The organism is Grimontia celer (assembly GCF_900055185.1).
GTDB lineage: Bacteria > Pseudomonadota > Gammaproteobacteria > Enterobacterales > Vibrionaceae > Enterovibrio > Enterovibrio celer.
This window is the reverse complement of record NZ_FIZX01000001.1, coordinates 804,314-825,383: the sequence shown is the minus strand read 5'-3', so window position 1 is coordinate 825,383 and position 21,070 is coordinate 804,314. Positions and strand designations below refer to the sequence as shown.

The following is a 21,070-nucleotide window of genomic DNA, read 5'->3' as shown; positions in this document are numbered from 1 at the left end:
GTTACCTGATCACATGAAGTTCAACATTGACGTTACCTACACGCTCATCAATATGCAGCGCAATCGGTTCATCGCGTTTCACCAACACCTGCCAAAGCTCTGCATGCACATTCACCTCAAAGTACGCTGCATTGCTGCGGGATTTGAGCTCTGTCGGCGCAACAGGAAGATAGCGAAGATCGACACCAGACAAGGCATTGCGAACCAAATCCGCGATGTCACTGTTCCCTGACAGCTTGGCGGCCAGCGGGAACTGTTCACCCAACTCAACGGCACCCAGACTGTCTGACGAAACCACCATGATGAAGCGGCCGTTATTGAACAACGCACGATCTTTCACGATGGTTCTGAGTAGACGACGGGTAACAAAAAGGCTGGAATCCCAAGGCAGTGTTGTTACGTTGTCCAACTGCACTTCTCTTAGCAGCACTTGCATTTCCGCAAATGCCAACGAGAAATTGTCGTACATGGCATTAGGATTCCACTTTGGAAACTCTTCGGGCATACGACCTTCCAGCCCCTGCATTTGCCCAACCATGGCGATGCATTCGAGATAAAGGGCTTCAGCATTTAGCGAACCAGTCTCCATCCAATGACGGATCTGAGGAAGCCATCCCCCTAAAGTTTGCAGCCACAGATAATCACGCATCAGCGCCTGATAGCTTTTACTTCCGCTATCCACTTGCAAACGGGTAGAAATGGTTTGTGCACGGTATTGCATCTGGGCATAGATTTCAGAGACACAATCTTTAAGGTAATCAGACACCATGAAGCTCAGGCAGGCAGGAACAAACGCTTTGTTCAGCAGTACTTCACCTTCCGATTTATGCTCAGAAACAAACGCAACAGGCAACAAGGTGTAATCCTGAAGGTCTTCCCCTTCCATCTTCAACACAATGTTGAGCTCGGCAATTTCCAGCGGTACAGCATCGCTGTGGTCGCGGGTGGTGTCATACGCGCTGTATTCAAGCGGTGTATTACGCATGTGCAGACCATCACCCACGTCAACCACACCGGTGCGGTAAACCGGAATGGCCAGATAAACACGCTTGTTCAACGTACCTTTGGGTACATCTATTACTAGGCCTTGGGTGAGCTCAAAAGGTGTGCCATCAGGGAATATACCTTTTGCGCTTTTCACACCCACCTTGCCAATCTTTGGCATCGAAGCGTCCAGCTCAAGCTGTGATAACCCATAGTTTTCCGGTGCAATCTGACCACAATAGGACTTGGTGAAATGCTCCAAATACCGTTCTTGTTGCTGGAAGTGTTGAGGGCTAAGAAACATGCCCTCACTCCATACGACCTTTTTCATGTCCACGGCTTCAATCCTCTTCGCCAGTCATCGTTAGGTTGATCCCATCCAGTTGAAGGGAAAGGGTTTGAGGGAAATAACCCAACGATTCAAAAATCACTTTGTTGTTTGCTTCCCGGTAGTTGGCAAATGCCACAATCACACCGACAAACTTTGTCTCAGGGCTCATCGGGATCACTTCAAGTTCAGAGCCTCCTGGCATCACACTTGGCAAATAGCGCTTTAGTAGCAAACCTGCTTTAAGGGTGCTTTGGTCATCGTTATAAATCTGAATAAAGTCGGCCTGATTGAAGGCTTCACTGTCCGCCAATTGATAAACGCGCACCTCTACCGGTGACGGCAAGTCATCCACATTCGGATTGATATTGCTCGCCGCATCAATTTTTATCGTGAAAACGGGCGCTAACGGATCTTCCCACCAATTGAGAGGGTTCAGCGACGAGGCACTGCATCCTGTCAGCAACAAGGAGAGAAAAAATATGAAATACAGCTTCACCTTATTTCTCTCCCATCTTCAGCAGGCGGTAGGATTCCTGAAAATATGCACCAAACTTGATTTGCCAATCCCTATTCGATACTTGTCGCTGGAAATAACGTTTGTACATGTCCCAGTACTTTGGTTTCCGCCCGAAAAACGAAGGCCGCACAAGGTCATTGAACATATGCTCCAGTGAATCTGGCGACATTTCTTCCAGTAAACGGGCAAAGGCAAGCTCCATGGCTTTTTCAACGCACTGTTGCTCATGTTCGCGAGGCGTCAGGTACTCTGCTAATGAAGAATGGTTGTTACCCACTGGCTCAAAAACGTCTTCCGGTGTCGCCGTGAAGCTTGGAAAACTTTCCCCTGATTCATCGTCGCCGAAAGGATCATCCGTAAAATCCTTCATTAGATCTTGTGGCGAGGAGGCGCGCTTTTGCTGTGGTTCAGGTGCCTGCTGAAACGGATCGTCTCCGTGAAGGTCGGAAGATGGAGAGAAGCCAAAATCAGCGCTGAATCCATTGGACTGTGGTTGACTAGATTGAGATGGCTGGAACGATTGTCCTCCCATATTGGGAGAGAATGTCGGTGCAGGCCTTACCGGTGCTTCCCCTATATCAGCCGCAGCACTGCTGGCAAATGGGTCATCACTGAAAGGTACTGATTGCGTGCCAGCCAGACTCGCTTCTCTTGAGATGGCTGCTTGTTCCGGCACAAAGCAAGACACCAATAGGCGATACTGACCTACATTCAGCACATCACCATCACTGAGTGTGGTTTGATTGCCCTTCCCTAGTGGTTGGGGAGCACCGTTGATAAACAAACCATTAGTGCTACTGTCCATCACCTGATAGCCACGTGGTGATTTTTTTATAACGGCATGGGTGCCGGAAATCTCACGGCTCGCGTCACTCAGTTGGAGTGTTGAGCCATAAGCGCGGCCAATTTCCCCGCCTTCTTCGGGGAACTGTTTATTCCACTCTGAAACGGTCTCACCAGAGGGCGAGCTAATAATCCTAATTGATAGCGGCATAGCCTGATCCCATACATTTCTTGGCAGAAGAATTAAATGTGTCAATAAACTGCGGGTACTTCTCTACAAAGTTGCGTGAGAAATAAACACCTAGCGGGTTGCTCTTTACCCGCTTTCTAGAAATCGCCCGATAGCTGACACCTTGTTGTTTTATTGTTTCGTCAATCACAGCGTCATTGGCGAGTATTGCGCCAACTTCGCCGTTCAACAGTAAATCGAGCATTGCCTTTGCAGAGCGGGGTTTACGCTCGACTTTGTAACCTTGCTTGTGTAGCCAAAACCATTTGTTGGAGCCAAAAAGCGCTGCGACTTCAACGTGCTCTTTGAATTTATCGCTGCCTACATCTGTTGAATCAGAGAGGAAAACCCAACTCCAATTCTGTTCGTCCAATGGCTCTGAAAACACAGCGTACGTATCCCGAATCGCATTTTGAGAGGCCAGGAAGAAGCCATGCTGGCTGCCAACCTCAACCATCAGCTGCGCTTTATCCCACTTCGTCATCGTGAGTTGATAAGGCTGTTTCATTTCCTTCATCACGCATTTCACGGCATCAATGCCCGGCCCTTTAAGCTCACCGTCTTCCTGATATTGATACGGAAACCACTCTTGCGTTGTCAGCAATAAACGGTCGGGCGCCTTCGCCCCTATTGCTGGAGAAGATGCGACGACACAAGCGGTCAGTGTTAGCCATTTCGCTGCTGTATTGATTCGTTTCACTGGTTGCTTCCACGCCCCCATTTATTGTTTCTCCATACTCATGCCCTGAGAACGAATTGCTCTTCCATCGTCCGCATACACATCACTTGCCATCTCAAGCAACACCAAAGGCACTGGCTTACCCAGTCTTTTGGCTTGTCGGAAACTGATGGAAATATCTGGCGGTGAAATCACGCCAACAGGAAGACTGCCAGCAGCTTCTCCATCACGGAGAATACGGATGCCATAAAGTGCGGCTTGGTGCGCGTTGTTCACAAAACTTACGCCGACAGACATCAGAGCACTGTTTTCATTGCCGCTGACGGCTTCGGGCACCACAGTCAAAAGAGGTAAGCCCGAAGATTGTTGATTGATTTCGTCCACGCGGGACAGAAGGCTGGAACTACCTGTCAGCCACAAAAGAGACTGACTGAGATCCGGATCCTGCGTTTTCATGGCGTGAATTTCGGCTTCCATCACCGTGCTGAGAGTCTGGTCTTCGATGGCTTCGTCAACTTCCATCGCCAATACACGGATACCGCGCATTTCAGCTTCTTTCTGAAGCGGCAGAAATTGGGTGAGATAAGCAGAAGCATTAGTTCGCGCGTACAGCACGCCAATTTGGGAAAGGTCTGGCATGTACTTGAGCAAGAAGCTCAAAGTGACGTTGGCAGGAAGATTCAGCGAGGTGTAAGCAAAATTACTGCCTGTGCCTTCATAGGTATCCACCAATCCCATCAATACCGGGTCTTTGGCATTTACCGAAACAATGGGTAACTCTCCGCCTTGGTATGCCTTACTCACCGCTACTGTTGCTTTTGAACCGACGGTATAAAGTAAGTCTGCATTCGCCTCAGCGTTCTCTAGCAAAGCATTAAGGTCAGTAGACGCAGCTGGCAATTTCACGACATGGAACGACACTGCATCAAACTCTTGTTTGTAGACCTGAAGCATCGTCTTCAATGCTGTGTCGTAGGATGCTGCTTTTCGGGATACCAATACCCAAATTTTGGGGTTCTCACGGGCAGGAAGAATTTGCAGTGACTCAGGATCGCCACTAAAACGCCAGTCATTTCCCGCTGATTGTTTCACTGTATCTCCCAACCAATCGGGCCAGTTGTCACTCGCCAATGAAGAAAAGGACACCAACAGCAAAAGGCAAATAGTGGATATCAAGGTTCTCACAGTTTCACCTCCATCAATTTTTCAGAATCAAGGAAGTGCGTGAGCAAAGCCGCTACAACAAAGAAAATGGCGAGCGCGATAAATGTGGATTGAATACCGACAACAGCAAACAAGCCGCCCACTAAAATTGCACCGCTTACATGGCCGAACCGTTCAAGGAATCGATAGGTTGCTGCTGCTGAGCTCTCTTCATCCGAAGAAACATGATTGACGATGTGAGTAACGACAGGTGCGTTAATGAGCCCGTGAGCGCAGCCGAGAACTAGCATTCCAATCGTGGCAAATGCGACGGTATACGATGATTCACCATCAAGTCCCCAACCCAACAGCACCAAAGCAACAGCGGTGAGTAAACCGCCCAGACTTAAGGACAACTTAGCACTGCCTCTTCTGTCTATCATCGGTGCAGCTTTCCCACTGATAAAGAGCACCGCAATGGCGTAAGCCATCAACACCTGACCAATGCTTTCACTGGCGATCATCTGCTGTGAAAGCAGCAACGGTACCGCGAAGAAAACCACACCTGTCAGTAGCATTTTTGCCGGGATCCCGACAAACAGGAGCGTACGCACAAAGGAGCCATGAGTAAGGAAGCGTTTTGATTCCCGGCTAAGTTCGCGAGCCGCATCAATAACCACCTTGGTACGGGACTCTCCTTCGACAACAGATGCTTGCGACTGAATGGAAGGCAGCCACTGTGCAAACAAGAACATGCCAAGGCCAATCAATGCAGAAAGCATAAAGATACCGTTCACACTCATCATATCGACGAGCAGAGCACCAAATGCCGCACCTGCAATGAATCCGGCGTTGAAGCAAAACACAATAATGCCGGTCGCCTGAGTTTTATTGTGGGTGCCACTGTAGGTCAGGATGTACTGTTGAACTGCGATAAATACGGCGGCCTGACCAATACCAGACACGAACCGCGCCGCCAGTAAGGTGGCAAAATGGTCGCTCATTACCAGCGCAAGACTGCCCACTGCGGAAAGCACAATGCCGTAAGTCAGGATGCGTTTGTTATCGACAAATGCTGTCAACTTCGATGCCGGCAGGAGTGTCAAGGTGAAGCCCAAGAAATACAGTGAGAAGAAGATAGAAGCTGATGCTTCAGAGTAACCTGCTGCCAGCGCTGCCTGTTCGATAAACTCAGGCAGAATCGGCGCCATCAGCGCTTCCATCAAAACTGTCATCAGCATCAATGGTTTGATTTTATCCAACACATCTTCTGGTTGAATGGCTTTTTCTTCACGGCTAAGAAGCTTCACAAACGCAAAGCAAACAAATGCACAACCACCGAACAGGATGCCAAAGCTTTTCAGAACATGGAGCAACTGCTCAAGCAGCACTTCGGGGTGGAAGGCTATCCGGATAGCGTTGTTGTGTGCATCCACACTTTCATAGCTGGCAAATTGAGAAGCCCATTGTAGGCCATCGTTGTCTAAGCTTTGCGCGACTTGCTCGCCCCTGACCATTACTGTCAGTGACGCAATTTCTTCGTTCGAATGAATAAAGTCCGCCAGCATGTCATCGACACCGCTCACCAGCAGTGGAGAGATTTCAGCCTGCATCACTGGCGCAAGGCGGTGCCCGATAATGTCAGCCATCGCATCGGCTTTATTTTCCAGACTCTGTTTGAGCAGCACTGTCACCAGACCAACCACCAACAAAGTCATGGTGAGAAACACCACGGAGAAGCTTTTCAGATAGCGTGAGCCGCTTTGGTTTAACGCCACCGACCAGATAAACAGCGCCAATAAAATCAGAGCCACCCAAAGCATCACTGAAAAACTGTTATCTACCTTGGACTTTATAGGCGCATCACTGAGAAGAATTTCTAACGCACCCACCCTTGAGAACTTATTGTTCAACGGAATGGTGATGAGGTTTCCTTCAATCACGCTGTTGGTGTATCGGTAAAGCTCTGTTTCACCAGAGGTTAATCGAAGATCAACCACGGAAGGATCTGTGTCTGCAATCGGTGACAACAGCGTATTCAAACCAGCAATATCATGAAGTGGCACACCTGAGCTCAAGATTTGTTCGATGTTGAGTTTGGCGACTTCCGCCTGCGCCTGAATCGCTTCACGGGTTTGAGTTTGATAGCTTTTTAACGTCTGTGCGTAGCCAACAACAATGATCATAAACAGCGACAAACTCACCAGGAGAATGCCGAAGAGAACACGGCTGTTTCTAATCAATTGGCTCATTCACACTCCCCTTTTACTGAAAGAAGTGCAAAGTCTGCATTCAGGCAATGAGTTACCGTCGCGGGGCGCTCCTGATAAAGATATTGGAGACGGTTAAACACCAATGACTGAATGAGTTCCTGATAACTCATCTCCTCTCTATCGAGTCCAAAAGCAACCAGGTTTATCTCACTTCCTTTTGGTAGCTTGAGGTCAGGCTTAGGATTGGCTTCAAGTACAAACAGTCGTCCTTTGCCATCCATCCTGAGGTCAACGCGAATCAATGTGTGCAGATTGAATGACTGAAATATCTGGCGTGCAATTGCGACGATATCCGCTCTCAACTCCTCGTCTGTCACAGTCTTGAGTCTGTCTTTGGTAATAGGACGCTGATCCATAGAGGTAAAAATCAGCTCATCGTCTGACAACACGCGCTCTGTAACCGAAAACACGAACGGTGCTTCTATGTCGGATAATCCACCATCGCGATACAGCACAGAACCCGCCACCGCAGCAACAAACTCCGGCCCAGAGAGATAAGGTTCAATCAAAACAGAATTGTTAGTGGCTTGATGAATGTTATCGACAACAGCTTGCAGCTCGGTGCGGTCAAACACCGTATAAACGTGAATGGAAGCCCGGCCGCTAATAGGTTTAACGATGTAACCTTCACCAAATTCACTGTCGATGTAATCCAGCGCTCGCTGATGTGCGCCTTTTTCAAGCAACTCGCCCGGTTCAAGGGTAATGAAAGGTGCCGTCGGGATACCGAGTGCAGAAAGCTCGTTTTTAAATAGCAGTTTGTTGTCCAACAAACCTGCGGTCATTGGTGCATGGCCGATGTAAGGTACACCGAGCATTTCCAGCATCGACGGCAGATGGCACATGGAATCGTAACCCTGAAGTCCGCCACTGTTCGAAAACACGACATCAATCCGATTTTCTTTGAGCTGTTGAGGCAAATAGATGTTTTCTTCCAGCAGAGAAACGTGTTTGAAACCTACTTCTTCTAACGTCTCTGCAATGTCTTCTGCTACCCGTCGATAAGTTTTAGTCGAGCGCGGGCTCAGGTTTTCATAGATGTAGTTTTCCGCACAGCTTTTTTCGCTGCCACAGACAACTGCAATCTTCACCTGTTCCTTAATCCACGTTAACTGCTGTGGGTTGAATACCTTTGCGCTCATATACTTCCTTTACTGCTTGGGTACTTTTCTAACTTATTTACTGGGCACCGACCTCCTAAGTCGGTGCCCGGCGGATTCGACGGTTATGAAATATCGAATCCAAATTGATTACCTTCAGCGCGAACCTTAATTTCAGTGATTGGCTCACCCAGACTCATACGGGTAATGCACTGATTGGCGAGCTCCGGCATCAAGGTACGATTGATAATTTGCTCAATCGCACGTGCGCCTGTCTCTGGCGAATTGTTCTGCTGAACCAGTTGGTCAATGACCGCGTCTTCGTAACCAAACGTTGCGCCATAATGTGCCGCTACCCGCTTCTCAATGCGCTTCAGAGACAGCTTGGCAATCGCCGCCATCTCTTCGTCATTCAGCGGGAAATAAGGCACCACGGTGGCACGTCCAAGGAACGCAGGTTTAAAGAATTTCTGGAGTTCAGGGAAGATTTGCTCGGTGACTTCAGGGATAGTAGGACGACCATTAATACATGCAGACACTACGGCACTATCAGCCGCATTAGATGTCATGATGATGATGGTATTTCGGAAATCGACATCGCGGCCTTCACTGTCACTGATCGTCCCCTTATCGAAGATTTGGTAGAAAAGGTCATGCACACCAGGGTGCGCTTTTTCCATTTCATCCAGCAGCAGAACAGAGTAAGGATTCTTACGGACTGCTTCTGTTAACACACCACCTTTGCCATAACCCACATAGCCCGCAGGAGAACCAAGAAGCATTGAAACTTTGTGTTCTTCTTTAAACTCGGTCATGTTGATCGTGGTGATGTTCTGTTCGCCGCCGTAAAGCAGATCCGTCAGCGCCAAAGCGGTTTCCGTTTTACCTACCCCGCTTGGTCCGCACATCAGGAACACACCCACCGGCTTGCGCGGATCCGTCAGACCAGCACGGGACATGCGGATCGCTTTGGAAATCTCATCAATCGGTGCAACCTGGCCAATAACGCGATCTGCAATATGGGTTTCCAGATTCATCAGTCGGTCGACTTCTTCTTTCACCATGTTGCCGACAGGAATTCCCGTCCATAGTGAAATCACCTCTGCGATAGTCTGCTGGTTCACTTGAGGAAGCACCAAAGGCTGCTCCCCCTGAAGTTCGTGAAGCTCGGACATTTTCTGGTCCAGCTCATTGCGCTCTGGCAGTTTGGTGATGTCTTCACCTGCCAGGTATTTTTCGTCGAGAGAATCCTGTAGCGAGAGAATAGCGCTAACCAACGCCTTTTCTTGATCCCACTGTTTTTCCAGTGCGTCATGTTCTTCTTGCAAAGACACCAGACGAGCTTCTGCCGCTGACAGTTGGTCGTTTTCAACAGACCACAGCGCAGACTCACGACGCAGAGATTCAATTTCGTTATTGGTATAACGGATTTGTTCGGCGAGTCCTTCTAACTGTTGCGGCGTCGCACTTTGGCTTAAACCGATACGTGAACACGCTGTATCCAAAAGGCTGATGGCTTTATCAGGCAGTTTGCGCTCTGGGAGATAACGAATTGAAAGGCTTACCGCCGCTTCAATCGCTTCTTGCATCACTTTGACATTATGGTGTTTTTCAAGACTGTCTTTGACGCCACGAAGCATCTGAATGGCATCATCCTGATTTGGTTCACCCACAGAAACCACTTGGAAGCGACGGGTCAATGCAGCATCGGTTTCGAAATACTGTTTGTATTCCGCCCAAGTTGTGGCCGCCAGTGAACGAAACTCACCACGTGCTAAAGCTGGCTTCAATATGTTTGCAGCATCGTTTTGCCCTGCTGCACCGCCGGCACCAATCAAGGTGTGTGCTTCATCGATAAACATGATGATTGGCGTTGGGGATTGTTTGATTTCGTTGATGATATCTTTCAGGCGGTTTTCAAACTCACCTTTAATGCTCGCGCCCGCTTGCAACAAAGAAAGATCCAGACTGCGAAGCTCTACATTCTCTAGTGCAGGTGGCACATTACCATCGACAATTTGCTGTGCCAGTCCTTCTACAATGGCGGTTTTACCCACACCTGGGTCACCGACGAGGATTGGGCTGTTCTGGCGGCGACGGCAAAGAATATCAATTGATTTTCTGATTTCACTTGAGCGGCCTGAAATAGGATCAAGTTTCCCATTTCGCGCTGCTTCAGTGAGATTGTGTGTGTATTTATCCAGAGCCGCAGTGCTTGCCTCTCCCATCTCAGGAGCTGCTGCGCTTCCACTTGCAGAAGACTCTGACAATTTACCTTTCGACGTTTCCTGCGCTTTCGCTTTTAGCCATTCGGTCGAAAGATTTGAAATCCAGTTGCTCAGTGGACCGTTATACGCGCTTTGGGCTATGCGTTGTTGAAGCACCAACAACACATGAAATTCGTTAACGCTTGCCTGAGATTGGTTAAGAGAAGCCAGCAGCCAACCATCTTTCATCAGTTCAATCAGATTGGGGGAGAGTGATGGCGCAGAGTCATTACCTCTGGCAAGGCTAGACAGTTTGTTGTCCAGCTCATCTAAAAGGGTATCTTTTGAAGCGTTGCTTTGGCTCACTGCTGAGTGCCAGCCCAAGCTAGTATCTTGCAGCAATTGAGAAAACCAGTGCTCAAGCTCAACCGCATAATGCGTGCGCGACATGCAATCGCCTGCCGCCGATTCCAGAGAAGATTTCACGCCTGGCGCCAGGCGACGCACGAGGTTTTGCAGTTCAATGTTAATCATAGTGATGTCCGTTATCCCTTAAGTGGCATTTCTACAAATGTCATCTTGTTGTTATGCGTGGTAATCCATGCCGATTGGCCTAACTGCTGCCCTTTTCGTTTTGATTCCGCCAGCTTCAACGTTGGCAAATATTGACCGTTCACTTTCATCAACAGCCGAAATTTCAAATTCACACCGATGTACTGCTTCACCATCTGGCCAATGGCGGCGATTAATCGCCTGTCACCACGTATTTCTTTGTATGCCTCATAGCTCTGAGGACAGATTTTTACGTCTAAGCTCTGCCCTGCCATTGCCGCTTTCTTACCAATCAGGGCATCAAAACCTAACTGGCGATTTCTACCTTCAAACCCAATTTGTGTCAGTGCATCGCTGCTGATGGGTTGATAGGTCAGCTGGCTCCGTTCAACGTTGAACGGATAGCCAAAGTAGTCTTCAAGAATCAGCCGCAAGGTTTCCGGGCAGGTTACTTTCAGGCCAATCAATCCTGTGTACTGCACAAAGTGGCTATCTGGAATAGTGTTTTTCTTTGCTACAGCACCGTGCAAATTGGATAAAAGGCGTGTGATTGAGGGGCGATAGTTGCTCCAGGAAAAGGTTTCTTCTTCACATTGAGCCGCTAAATCATGCTTGAACATCGACTGGCAATAGAGTCGGTAATAACGGTTGTTAAAGCTGTCAAAGAAATCGAGTAACGCGTGGTCTTCTTCCTCAAAGACAGCGTTAATCGCTTCTTTATAAAGGCTTCTCGGCATGACACCTTTGGTACCCGAAAGCGCCTCTAGAGAGGTAGTGACTTCCCACTCATGCCCAAAACGATGAGATACATTTACCACCGCAGAAGGGTAATAAGCTGGCAACTTCGCAGCTTTAAACCGGATAGATGGCCTCGCATTTTGCGCCTGGGCATGGTGCTTTATCAGCTGCCAACTGCGTTGAAGCGAAGCGAGATAAGGATGCTCAACCCAGTTGGTCAGAGAAGACTTTTGCATCCTGACCTCCTTGGAAACACCTTGTAGATACCGTCATAGCCTTCCAACAACACTTCCACTTGAGTGAAACTGTTGAATCCGGCAAAACAGGCAAAAAATCTATCCAGCAGGTTTGAAAACAGCACAACCCCGCCTACAAGATCGGAAGGATTCAAGGACACACGAACCTTGGTGCCATAGGAAAAACAGCTTTTGCCTGAAACACGGATTGGTGCCACGACTTGTTCTGTTTCAAGCGAAACCAGCGCGTTGATGTAAGCATTGATTTGCTGACTTTCATGGTGATTGTATAGACGAAACAGCGATTTCAGGTTAGCCAGCGGATCCTCTGCGCCAAAGATGGCGTGATAATTAAAATGAAGGTGTGATAACAGGACCCAAGAGCTGTTTTGAAGATCTTTTTTATGCGCGGGTTGCGTTGGGCGACGTGCGAGCAAAGGCGTACCCGGGATTGTGATGGTTTCCCGACACTGTAGTTGGCTATTGGTTGTCAGCTTGGCGGCATTTCTGCCATGAGAACAAAGTGCAGTGACTATCCAAGTTCTCGGTTCACTGTCTGCACTCTCATTGCGTGTGTCAGCCACTTTCAGGCAGTACTCGCGTTCACCCGTTTCCAAATCGCGCTCAGCTAATTGCCAACGATATCCCGTCTCTGAATCTTGAAAGGTATTCTTATAGAGCTCAGGGATCACAGTTGCCCCTTGCTCATTAACATCTTCAATTTTTTCAACGGAGAAAAGAGACAAGTCGTTAGGTTTGCTAGCATCCAGAATCAAAGGATACGACGACTGAGAAAAATCGATACGGGTTGGTTCAGCCGTTATCTCGTGAAGGTTCACCACTGGCGTGCAATGTAAGTCGAAATTGTCAGGACTGATTGCGCGCGCCACATCCACTGCCATGTCATCGAGAAATACTTTAACAGTAAAGGCATGGCCTGAAACCTGATTCAGGGCAGTTCCAAAGTTAAACCTCAGCGCATGGAATCGCTCTGGAAATACAAAGAATTCAGTAAGCAACTTGAACCCAAAGAAGCTGCTGGCGAGGTATGGCAATGTAGATTGTTCACTGTCAAAACCCACAACTTCAATGCACTCTTTACCAATGATTTTTTCACCACCTTCCCAACTAATCACAACTTGTTGGATTCCGGCCATGAGCATGTCATGGAAACGAAGCATCAGGTTAGGATCACCTTGAAGCTGCATATCAATGAACGGTAATCCAAGTGAAGACACTTCCGTTCCTTCATCAAACGCTCTGACACAAAACGCCACCATTGCCTTTGATTGCTCTGCGCCTCTCGGTTTTGCAATATCAAATGGCGCCATTGCCACTTCAACTTCATGCAGCTCAATAGGGTTTAACGTCAGATTTTGCGTGGTTCTGAAAACAGCGTGGTTACCCTGTTCGTCTGTGGCATCAAATTCGGTGTAACGAGGCAACTGATGCTGGGCTGTCGCATCATCTCCCACATCAATTTTGAGTATGCTGAATGAAGGAACGGGTCGCAGGTAATGTGGAAAGAGTAATCGCAGCAGACTTTCGGTAAATTCCGGGTAGGCGTCGTCCAATCGTTTCTGCAGTTTACCGTTCAGCAAGGCGACACTTTCTATCAGCCTCGCAACGTGAGGATCATCAACGGTTTCCTTGTTAAGTCCCAGAGAGCTTGCAGCACCGGGGTGGCGCTGTGAGAACGCCGCCGCCTCTTCGCGGATAAACCTGAGTTCTTGTTCAAAATAGGCAAGCAACGAATCAGACAAGATTGGTCTTCCTTACATCTAGTTTGCTGGTACTGAAATCGAGAAAAGAGTCAAACACCACGGTTTCATCTCCTTGATCCGTGTGCATGACTGCAGTGATGCGAAACTCCAGCTGGTTTTTTCGGGTGCTTTCTTCGTTTACTTCGAGCTCAACGCCAGAAAGACGCGGCTCGAAGGTTTTAATAAGTTGACGGATCTCTTCTCCCACCACTTCACTGTTTGCCTTGCTCTGAGAACGCGCGATGTTTTGCATTCCGAGAGCTGCGACTGTGCCTTGCAGTGTTGGTTTCAAAGATTCTTTCCAGATAGGTGCCCTGCTGGAAATAAGAGATGCTACGTGGGAGACAATGGCATCTCTGGTGTCATCGAGATCGTTGTGCCATTGCTGGCGGATTTTCATAGTTAAACTCATGCTGCTTCTCCCACTTCATTGGCAGAAACCGCAGTTGCCAGCACTATTTGCGCATCAAGAATTTCGTATTGGTATTGAGGTTGTAGCTTGATCTCACAGAGATATCGGGTCTTATCTGATGGGTCCTCTACCAGTGTGATATCGCAGGATTTCAGTGGGTATCTCGCCATAATGGCGTCATCACCATAGTCGACTTCACTGATGTATTTTTGAATCCATTTTTCAAGGCTGCGTTTGCAGTCCGCAGCGCTATCAAAACTGCCTACCTGATCGCGAAGTTGGGCTTTGATGTAATGCCCAAATCTGCAAGCCATCAAGTTTGTTTGAAGCATGCCCAATAAACGGCTTGCTTCATCCGGTGGTAACCAAACTGACTGGTTCGAGAAGAACCCCTGCTGCCCGCTGAGATACAAACTGGTGAGAGCAATAAAACCCTGTTCAGACCAAAAACCGTCGTCTTCGCTGTAGAGGTCAACACGGCCGTGTTGCCCTTTTTTGTGGAGCAAAATCGCACCGTGCTCAGCGGTTTCATCGTAAGCACGCAAGAAACCAAACCAACTGATACGGTCAAATTCACGAAGCACGTTAGCGGCTAGCAAGAACGCTGGATTACCCCACAAAATAGGGTCTTTAACTGGATGCTCGTCGAAGACAAACCCTGCTGGATAGTGAGTCCAAGGCTCTCTTTGACTGTATTCGGGCAGCACGAGATGAAGAAATCGGCTTGCACTGCTTTTTCTCAGAAGCTGCCAGGAACGATAGTCATCGCTTTCCAAGATACGGGCGATTCTGGCACTGTCGTGCATCTGTCTTGCTGGGTCATCACCGAAGAAATTGGGGTCGACTCCCAGAGCAATAGGGCAAAGTGCCCGCTCTCCGACCTCAGCCAGCAGTTGCAATGAATAAAGGTCGTCATAATCGCTGTCTTCACTGAATTCCGGATGAACACGGTGATCAACAACCAAGAGTCCAAAAGGCTGCCCGCCTGCCGTATCCAGCTCTTGCGAATAGGTTTTCCGATAAAGCGTTGATTGGGTCACGTTGAACGAAAGATTGACGTCGTTCGCCAGCTCTTTCCAAGTCACGTCCCACACTTTCACTTTGATGCGTCGCATTGATATAGGCAGTTCAACCAAGGACTCCAGCCCTTTCCAACTGGATTCAAGCTTCTTGAAAGAAGCATCCTGAATCACCTCAGAAAGCTGCTCACTGATCGTTTCATCCATCGATGAAATCAGATTGCCAAGGAGTGCCTTGAACTTACCCAGCTCATTGGAACGCGAAGCATCCAGCAAAGCCCGCCAGTGCTCGCTGGATTGGTATGTCGCTGATTCATGGCTATACATCATAGGCGGTAGTCCATTACCAAAGCGGGGGTCGCACCCCGCGATAGATTAACCCGGAATATTGGCAACCATCCGCAGGGAGGTCGTCAATTCTTCCATTTGCAGCCAAGGGCGAAGGTAAGCAACAGCGGAGTAAGCACCTGGCTTACCGGCTTGCTCTTGCACGGTCACTTTTGCTTCTACAAGTGGATGACGTGCTTTCGCTTCGTTACCGATAGCATTTGGATTGACGTATTGGTGGATCCAAGTATTCAGATCACGCTCTACGTCAGACGCTTCAAGGTTTGAACCAATCTTGTCGCGACCCATCACTTTCAGGTAATGCGCGATTCGGCTGCTCGCCATGGTGTACGGAAGACGGGCAGAGATTGCAGCGTTCGCTGTCGCATCAGGATCGGTGTAAGTTTTTGGTTTGTGCGCAGTCTGGCCGCCCATGAACACACCGTAGTTAGTGTTCTTGTAGTGAACCAGTGGTAAGAACCCAAGGTCGCTCAGTTCTTTTTCACGCTCATCTGTCAGGTTGACTTCGGTTGGACACTGCTGAAGCAGATCACCAGCGTCATTCTTGAAGGTGAAGTTCGGAAGATTTTCGACCTTACCGCCGTTCTCGTTACCACGGATGGCAGTGCACCAGCCGAACTGACGGTAGGCATTGGTCAGGTTCAAACCGTAGTCAAATGCTGCGTTGCTCCATACGAAGTCGTTTTCTGACTCTGGCACCGCAGTACCATCTGGGCCAGTGCTCAACTCTTCAAAAGCAAAAGACTTCACCGGAATGGTGTTCGCGCCATACGGCAAGCGAGCCAGTGTTTTTGGCAATGTTAAGGCAACGTAGCGACTGTCATCGCTCGCACGAAACGCGTTCCAGCTTGCGTATGCTGGTGAATCAAAGCCTGCTGCAACTGGCTTACCTTCTTGGAAGGTTTGGAACGAATCGAAATCGAACATGCTTGGGTTCGCCGCGGCAACAAATGGGGCATGAGACGCAGAAGCCACCTCGCCCATGTAGCGCAGAAGCGCAACGTCTTCATCACCGTAACCGAAGTCGTAGTCTCCAATCAGCGCGCCGTATGGTTGGCCACCAGCAGTACCGAATTCTTCTTGGTAAATCATGGTGAAGAAGCGGCTGCGATCGATAGCTGGCGCATCTTCAAACTGCTCAAGCAGTTCATCTTTGGTGTAGTCAGCCAGTTTGATCTTCAGGTCAGGGCCCAAATCAGAGTTCTTAACCAATTTTTGCAGACCAAGCCAAGTACCTTCAAGTTTCTGGAAGTCCTGATTTTTCATCACTGACTGAAGTTGCTCAGAGATCTTACCGTCAATCGCAACAATCGCTTTCTCAATGGTCAGGGTCAGGTTTTTGTCCCAGGTCACCGTGCCATCCAGGACCTGCGAAGTCAGGTTAGATAGCAGTTCTTTTGTCGTGTCAGGCGGAGTCTGAGTGGTTGCAGTAATTGCTCGCTCCAGAAAACTCGCCTGACCTTCCGCCGCTTCTGCGCCGGCTTGGTTGGTTTGTTGTTCAGTAGACATTACTCATCTCCCTCTTTTTTTACGCCCAGCTCGTCTGCCAATCCCTGAATCGCATCAGTGCTCTGAAGCACTTCTTTCAGAAGACGCTCAAGGTCGCGGGAACGATCAGCTTTGCTCAGAAGGTCTTTGAGTTGGTTACGTGTTTCGACCAGTTGCTTGAGTGGGTCGATTTGTTCAACCAAGCTCTCAGGGTGGAAGTCACGCATAGATTGGAAGCTGAGGTTAACTTCAAACTGACTGTCGTCATCAGCGAGTTTGTTATCCACTTTGTAGCTCAAACGCGGGTGGATTTGCGTCATCACTGCATCGAAGTTGTCTTTATCAACGCCAGTGAACTCACGCTCTTCCAGGTCAACTTTCTCTGAGTCAGGTTTATGACCTGAGAAGTCTCCGATCACACCGACAACGAACGGAAGTTCTTTCGTTTCAACGGCGCCATTGGTTTCTACGTCGTAAGTAATGCTGACTCGGTTCTTACTTACTCGTTTATGTTGTGCATTCAGTGCCATAACACAATTCCATTTCTAAATTTACGTCACTAAGAATGGGCGCCGACCACAAAAACTGGCGCCTTTAAATTACTTAGCACCAGACAGGAGCTTGCCCTGAGGGATGTTGTAGGTAACGATACCGCCGTCTTTCAGCTCACCATCTTCCAGTTCATAGTTGTGCTTCTGGGAGATTTCGATGTAAGAAAGCGCAATCTTCTCAACAGGTTGAGAGCCATCGCTGCCATCAACGTTGTAAGAAACAAGACGAGCGTTGGACAGTTTGATTTGGAAGTAGACAACAGCACCCTGACCACCTGATTCGGGCTTGGTGAACGCAATCTCTACCATCTTCCCTTCTTTACCTGGGTTAAAGAGGAAAGAAAGCAGGTCTTCTGATGCACCATCAGTCTGTTTGGTAAAGTTCACTTCCGTGATCGCTACCATTCCAGAGTCAGCGTTGTTTGCGTTACCAATGTCCATTGCAACATTACGCACACCACCCCATTTGTAAGAGCTGATCGCGAACCATCCAGTGCCATCCAAACCAGCAATCGTCGCGCCGCCCTTAACATCCACGCCATCAATGCGCATGTAAATACTTGCCATAATTTTCCCTATTTATTTATGAACAAACATTGCCTTACCAGCGCAAACCTGTTGAACCAGTGGAGGCGTTACTTGAGTTTTGTTGAGGTGTTTCCTTCGCCTCAGAAGCTTGAGGAGCCTGCGACTGAGTCGGTTGTGGTACTGGCTGAGACGAACTTGAGCTGAGATTCGCCGAATGCTCTGGCAGCTGCACCTGCCCTTCGTTGTCTAAACCAATAAGATTGAAGATTTTTTCCTGATCGTTTTTCTTGTCTGCCATTAACTCGGTCATCAGCTCTGGCAACGACATATATCCCCACCGAATAGCCTTTTCCAGAAGGAAGGAGACAGGACTGTGAGGCTCGCTAACCCGGAAGTACTCAGCCAGCTCTCGAAGTTGAACGAAGGCTTGGTCTCTGTTCATATTGTTCACCTTGGCAGCATCCGCGAAGCTCGCAGTCGTAGTGACTGCAATGCTGGCTTGCTCTGTTGCGGTCTGAGTAATGGTTTGAGGTTGAGATTCGGTAGGTGCGGGTTCTGATGAAACAGGTTCTGCTTCGTCCACTGTTGGAGCCACAGACTCCTGTGCGGGTTTTAATCCCGTCAGATACGTGATTGCGTTCTGTACTTTACCAATAAGGGAGAGGGCAAAAGTAAAATTAACCCCTTTAACTAGCAATGGCTGCGTATATTTGTTCACGCACTCATACACAGAAAGTAAATGCTTGGATAACCTATCTAGATTATCAGCACGTTGCTGAACCGCAGATTTCTGGGAAGCTAAAAGGTGAAGTGCTTCTTGGCGCAAATGTGCAGCCTGCCCTTTGTTCTCTGCACTCTGGTATTGGTAGAAAGTGATATCGCCAACGATAGGCAGCATAAGAAGCGGACCATATAAGAGGCTACTGTCTTCGCTGTCTCCACATATTTGGAAAAATGCTTTTACCTTGGCTTCATATTGATCTTTCTGAGCATCTTCGCCCTCACCTTTGAGCTTTTCTGCGGGGAGTACCGGGTTGAGGCTGTCCCAATGGCTGTCAATTAACTCATTCAGCCAGCCAATAAGATTTGCAGCTCCGTCGATACTGTCATCAACGATAAGCTGGACTGCCAGCATCCACCCAATAAGTTCAATGTCTCTGCTTTGGTGCTCAAATGTGTTGTTTAGCGTCTTGCCAAGCTGCTTCCATGCGACGAGGTTCTCTTCATGAAGCGCCTCCAGTTCTTGTTCATCTGGATTTTGTGCAAGTTTTCTCAATGCTGTTTGAGCAACATTGAATTCATTTCTGAGGGGTCTAAAGCTAGCACGGTCGTTCTTTAAATAGGTCCCGCAGGGATGCTCATCTGAAATTGGGGAGGAAAATTTTTGCTGGATTTCTTCCGTGAATACCATACCTATGCAGTTTCCTTATTTCACCGCGGCTTCCTTTTACGGTGAATAATTAGTTTTAGCTAAAATAACCAACTGAATTAGACGTTTGTATACACTTAGTGACCGTGTGGGTTTGTTTTTATAATTTTGTATTGCTAAGTAAGTAACCCAAGCCAACGAAAGTAAGTACATCTCAATTCATATCAAAACGCTTCTAAACAACTTAAATCGTTCTAATTTTGTAGCATAAAAAAGAAATCAATCCAATTATCGAAACACGTGAAACATAAAAGTTACATTATAACGATACTCTAATCACATCCGAGCTCTTTAGGCAGCAATAAATCTCTCAATACGCCGATTTAGCGTTTCGCTAGAAAAAATCTGCTCATAGTATGAATTTAAGAAATCGATAGGCTGGCCTCGCATGCAGGAAAGCGGGTCGCCGACGCGATAAGACAAGAAAAAGAGGAAGTTAGAGCACGCGGTTATTGTTGCTCACTTATTCGCTGGTTATAGATTGAAAGGGATATTTCTACATGATTACCATCCAAAACAAGGGCAACCTAGACAGTGTCCTCTCCAAAGCTGCAAAAGTTCTCGCGGTGCCGCAAGGCTACGCAGGATTTTGCTTTCAACCTAACGAGTTTCCAGACCAATCAAGAACAGTACTAACGACAACGGGCGTTGCACCCTGTCACTGTTTAATCATTGTTGAAAACCAGTCTGACAGCACCGTTCTTTGTCATTTGGATGAAAACTACACAGCGCAAGCGTACGCAAACACCACTCGACTGCTCGAAATCCTAAGAGATGGCAGCGGTGTGAATAACCCATATTTCAGCGTTTCCATTGCAACCAGCAGCCCTTGTCCTGATACGAACCTTAGAGCAAGCAATGTACTGCGAGCGGTCAGTGATTTTTGCGGCGGTGGTACAAGCGGGAAACTCGATGCCCCTACTTCCCAATCGGTTGTAGCCAAAACTGACCATGCGTTTTTTGTCGGCGAAAAAGACCAGACTCACTATGTAGGCGGTATTGACCAAGACAGGTGGTATGACAAGAGCAGCGGCGTTCCTGGTTGGTCAACTTGGCAGCGCATTGGCGGCATGAGTCCAGGTTTCAGCGGAAGAAGAATTCGTCACCTGTTGAACTTAGACATCGCACCAAGAAGCTTTATCAAGCCAACCTAATCGACTCGCTCGTTCAAGTGACATACCAAGAAACGAAAAAGCCCGCTCATTGAGCGGGCTTAATCTAATGTGGCGGAGAGATAGGGATTTATGCGGTCGCTTCGCGCCCTTCCCTTCGGGCCGTTGCCTCCTCGGCTTCGCCGGGCAACGTTGTCTCGCTTCGCTCGGCTGAACCTAGGGTCTAGGGTTCTGCATCCCTATCTACACAGGTTTATTTCAAATACGAAAAAGCCCGCTCATTGAGCGGGCTTAATCTAATGTGGCGGAGAGATAGGGATTTGAACCCTAGATACGCTATTAACGTATGCCGGTTTTCAAGACCGGTGCTTTCAACCACTCAGCCATCTCTCCGTAAGTGCTGCGTATACTAATGTGCACTTTGCACGGTGTAAACACATTATTTATGCATTTTGGTTCGAATGCATACATTTAAGCCATCATGTGCATATCACAATCAGCTCTTGGCCTGTATTCAATCAGTTATCCCTAATCAAGCTGTATTTCGAATTTGGAAATGCATAAACATCTAATCAAACTTGAGACAGTATTCTAGTCAAAACTAAACCCTAAAAAATAATCGGGTAATGGCATTGTTGCTGCGTGTTG

General features: G+C 48.1%; 17 protein-coding genes, 1 tRNA gene and 1 other RNA gene. 1 reads left to right on the top strand and 18 read right to left on the bottom strand.

Translation table 11 applies throughout. The features are described 5' to 3' along the window. Position 1 precedes the first annotated feature (1 nt). The 16 genes from tssK to GCE9029_RS03645 form a co-directional block, all read right to left on the bottom strand. Positions 2-1,315: a type VI secretion system baseplate subunit TssK gene (tssK, locus tag GCE9029_RS03720; RefSeq protein ID WP_269449264.1), complete on the bottom strand. Its 1,314-nt coding sequence runs from the start codon at positions 1,313-1,315 to the stop codon at positions 2-4. 10 nt (positions 1,316-1,325) lie between these two features. Continuing rightward, positions 1,326-1,811: a type VI secretion system lipoprotein TssJ gene (gene tssJ / locus GCE9029_RS03715; protein ID WP_062661082.1), complete on the bottom strand. Its 486-nt coding sequence runs from the start codon at positions 1,809-1,811 to the stop codon at positions 1,326-1,328. A gap of 1 nt (position 1,812) precedes the next feature. Continuing rightward, positions 1,813-2,826, bottom strand: coding sequence for a type VI secretion system-associated FHA domain protein (locus tag GCE9029_RS03710; RefSeq protein ID WP_062661081.1), 1,014 nt, complete (start codon positions 2,824-2,826; stop codon positions 1,813-1,815). After that, entirely contained in the window at positions 2,810-3,565 is a 756-nt protein-coding gene (locus tag GCE9029_RS03705; protein WP_082804264.1) for a substrate-binding periplasmic protein, read from the bottom strand. Before GCE9029_RS03705 ends, GCE9029_RS03710 begins: the two co-directional genes overlap by 17 nt. Beyond that, entirely contained in the window at positions 3,566-4,699 is a 1,134-nt protein-coding gene (locus tag GCE9029_RS03700) for an ABC transporter substrate binding protein (protein WP_062663110.1), read from the bottom strand. It lies immediately after the preceding gene. A gap of 5 nt (positions 4,700-4,704) precedes the next feature. Continuing rightward, positions 4,705-6,918 (bottom strand): MFS transporter, encoded by a 2,214-nt coding sequence (locus tag GCE9029_RS03695; RefSeq protein ID WP_062661080.1) that lies wholly within the window; start codon positions 6,916-6,918, stop codon positions 4,705-4,707. After that, the gene (locus GCE9029_RS03690; RefSeq protein WP_062661079.1) at positions 6,915-8,081 is read right to left on the bottom strand and encodes a D-alanine--D-alanine ligase family protein; all 1,167 of its coding nucleotides are present in this window, start codon (positions 8,079-8,081) and stop codon (positions 6,915-6,917) included. Before GCE9029_RS03690 ends, GCE9029_RS03695 begins: the two co-directional genes overlap by 4 nt. An 83-nt stretch (positions 8,082-8,164) precedes the next feature. Beyond that, entirely contained in the window at positions 8,165-10,780 is a 2,616-nt protein-coding gene (gene tssH, locus GCE9029_RS03685; RefSeq protein ID WP_062661078.1) for a type VI secretion system ATPase TssH, read from the bottom strand. Positions 10,781-10,791: 11 nt separating this feature from the next. Beyond that, positions 10,792-11,772 carry a type VI secretion system baseplate subunit TssG gene (locus tag GCE9029_RS03680; protein ID WP_062661077.1) on the bottom strand — a complete coding sequence of 327 codons (981 nt, stop codon included), beginning with the start codon at positions 11,770-11,772 and terminating at the stop codon, positions 10,792-10,794. Then, positions 11,754-13,535 (bottom strand): type VI secretion system baseplate subunit TssF, encoded by a 1,782-nt coding sequence (gene tssF / locus GCE9029_RS03675; protein ID WP_062661076.1) that lies wholly within the window; start codon positions 13,533-13,535, stop codon positions 11,754-11,756. Before tssF ends, GCE9029_RS03680 begins: the two co-directional genes overlap by 19 nt. Further along, on the bottom strand, positions 13,528-13,947 hold the full coding sequence (gene tssE, locus GCE9029_RS03670) for a type VI secretion system baseplate subunit TssE (protein WP_062661075.1): 420 nt from the start codon (positions 13,945-13,947) through the stop codon (positions 13,528-13,530). Before tssE ends, tssF begins: the two co-directional genes overlap by 8 nt. Further along, the gene (locus GCE9029_RS03665; protein ID WP_062663109.1) at positions 13,944-15,293 is read right to left on the bottom strand and encodes a type VI secretion system contractile sheath domain-containing protein; all 1,350 of its coding nucleotides are present in this window, start codon (positions 15,291-15,293) and stop codon (positions 13,944-13,946) included. Before GCE9029_RS03665 ends, tssE begins: the two co-directional genes overlap by 4 nt. 48 nt (positions 15,294-15,341) lie before the next feature. Next, complete coding sequence (gene tssC / locus GCE9029_RS03660) at positions 15,342-16,823, bottom strand: type VI secretion system contractile sheath large subunit (protein WP_062661074.1); 1,482 nt, start codon at positions 16,821-16,823, stop codon at positions 15,342-15,344. Further along, positions 16,823-17,332, bottom strand: a complete 510-nt coding sequence (gene tssB / locus GCE9029_RS03655) for a type VI secretion system contractile sheath small subunit (protein WP_062661073.1) — start codon at positions 17,330-17,332, stop codon at positions 16,823-16,825. Before tssB ends, tssC begins: the two co-directional genes overlap by 1 nt. Positions 17,333-17,401: 69 nt before the next feature. Next, positions 17,402-17,920 (bottom strand): Hcp family type VI secretion system effector, encoded by a 519-nt coding sequence (locus GCE9029_RS03650; RefSeq protein WP_062661072.1) that lies wholly within the window; start codon positions 17,918-17,920, stop codon positions 17,402-17,404. A gap of 34 nt (positions 17,921-17,954) precedes the next feature. After that, complete coding sequence (locus GCE9029_RS03645; protein WP_062661071.1) at positions 17,955-19,292, bottom strand: type VI secretion system protein TssA; 1,338 nt, start codon at positions 19,290-19,292, stop codon at positions 17,955-17,957. 518 nt (positions 19,293-19,810) lie between these two features. Here GCE9029_RS03645 and GCE9029_RS03640 point away from each other — a divergent pair. Continuing rightward, positions 19,811-20,464: a hypothetical protein gene (locus GCE9029_RS03640; RefSeq protein ID WP_062661070.1), complete on the top strand. Its 654-nt coding sequence runs from the start codon at positions 19,811-19,813 to the stop codon at positions 20,462-20,464. A 70-nt stretch (positions 20,465-20,534) separates the two neighbouring features. Here GCE9029_RS03640 and GCE9029_RS03635 read toward each other — a convergent pair. After that, positions 20,535-20,680: non-coding RNA, RtT sRNA (locus tag GCE9029_RS03635), on the bottom strand. A gap of 44 nt (positions 20,681-20,724) precedes the next feature. After that, positions 20,725-20,815, bottom strand: a tRNA-Ser gene (locus GCE9029_RS03630). Between the last annotated feature and the right edge of the window lie 255 nt (positions 20,816-21,070).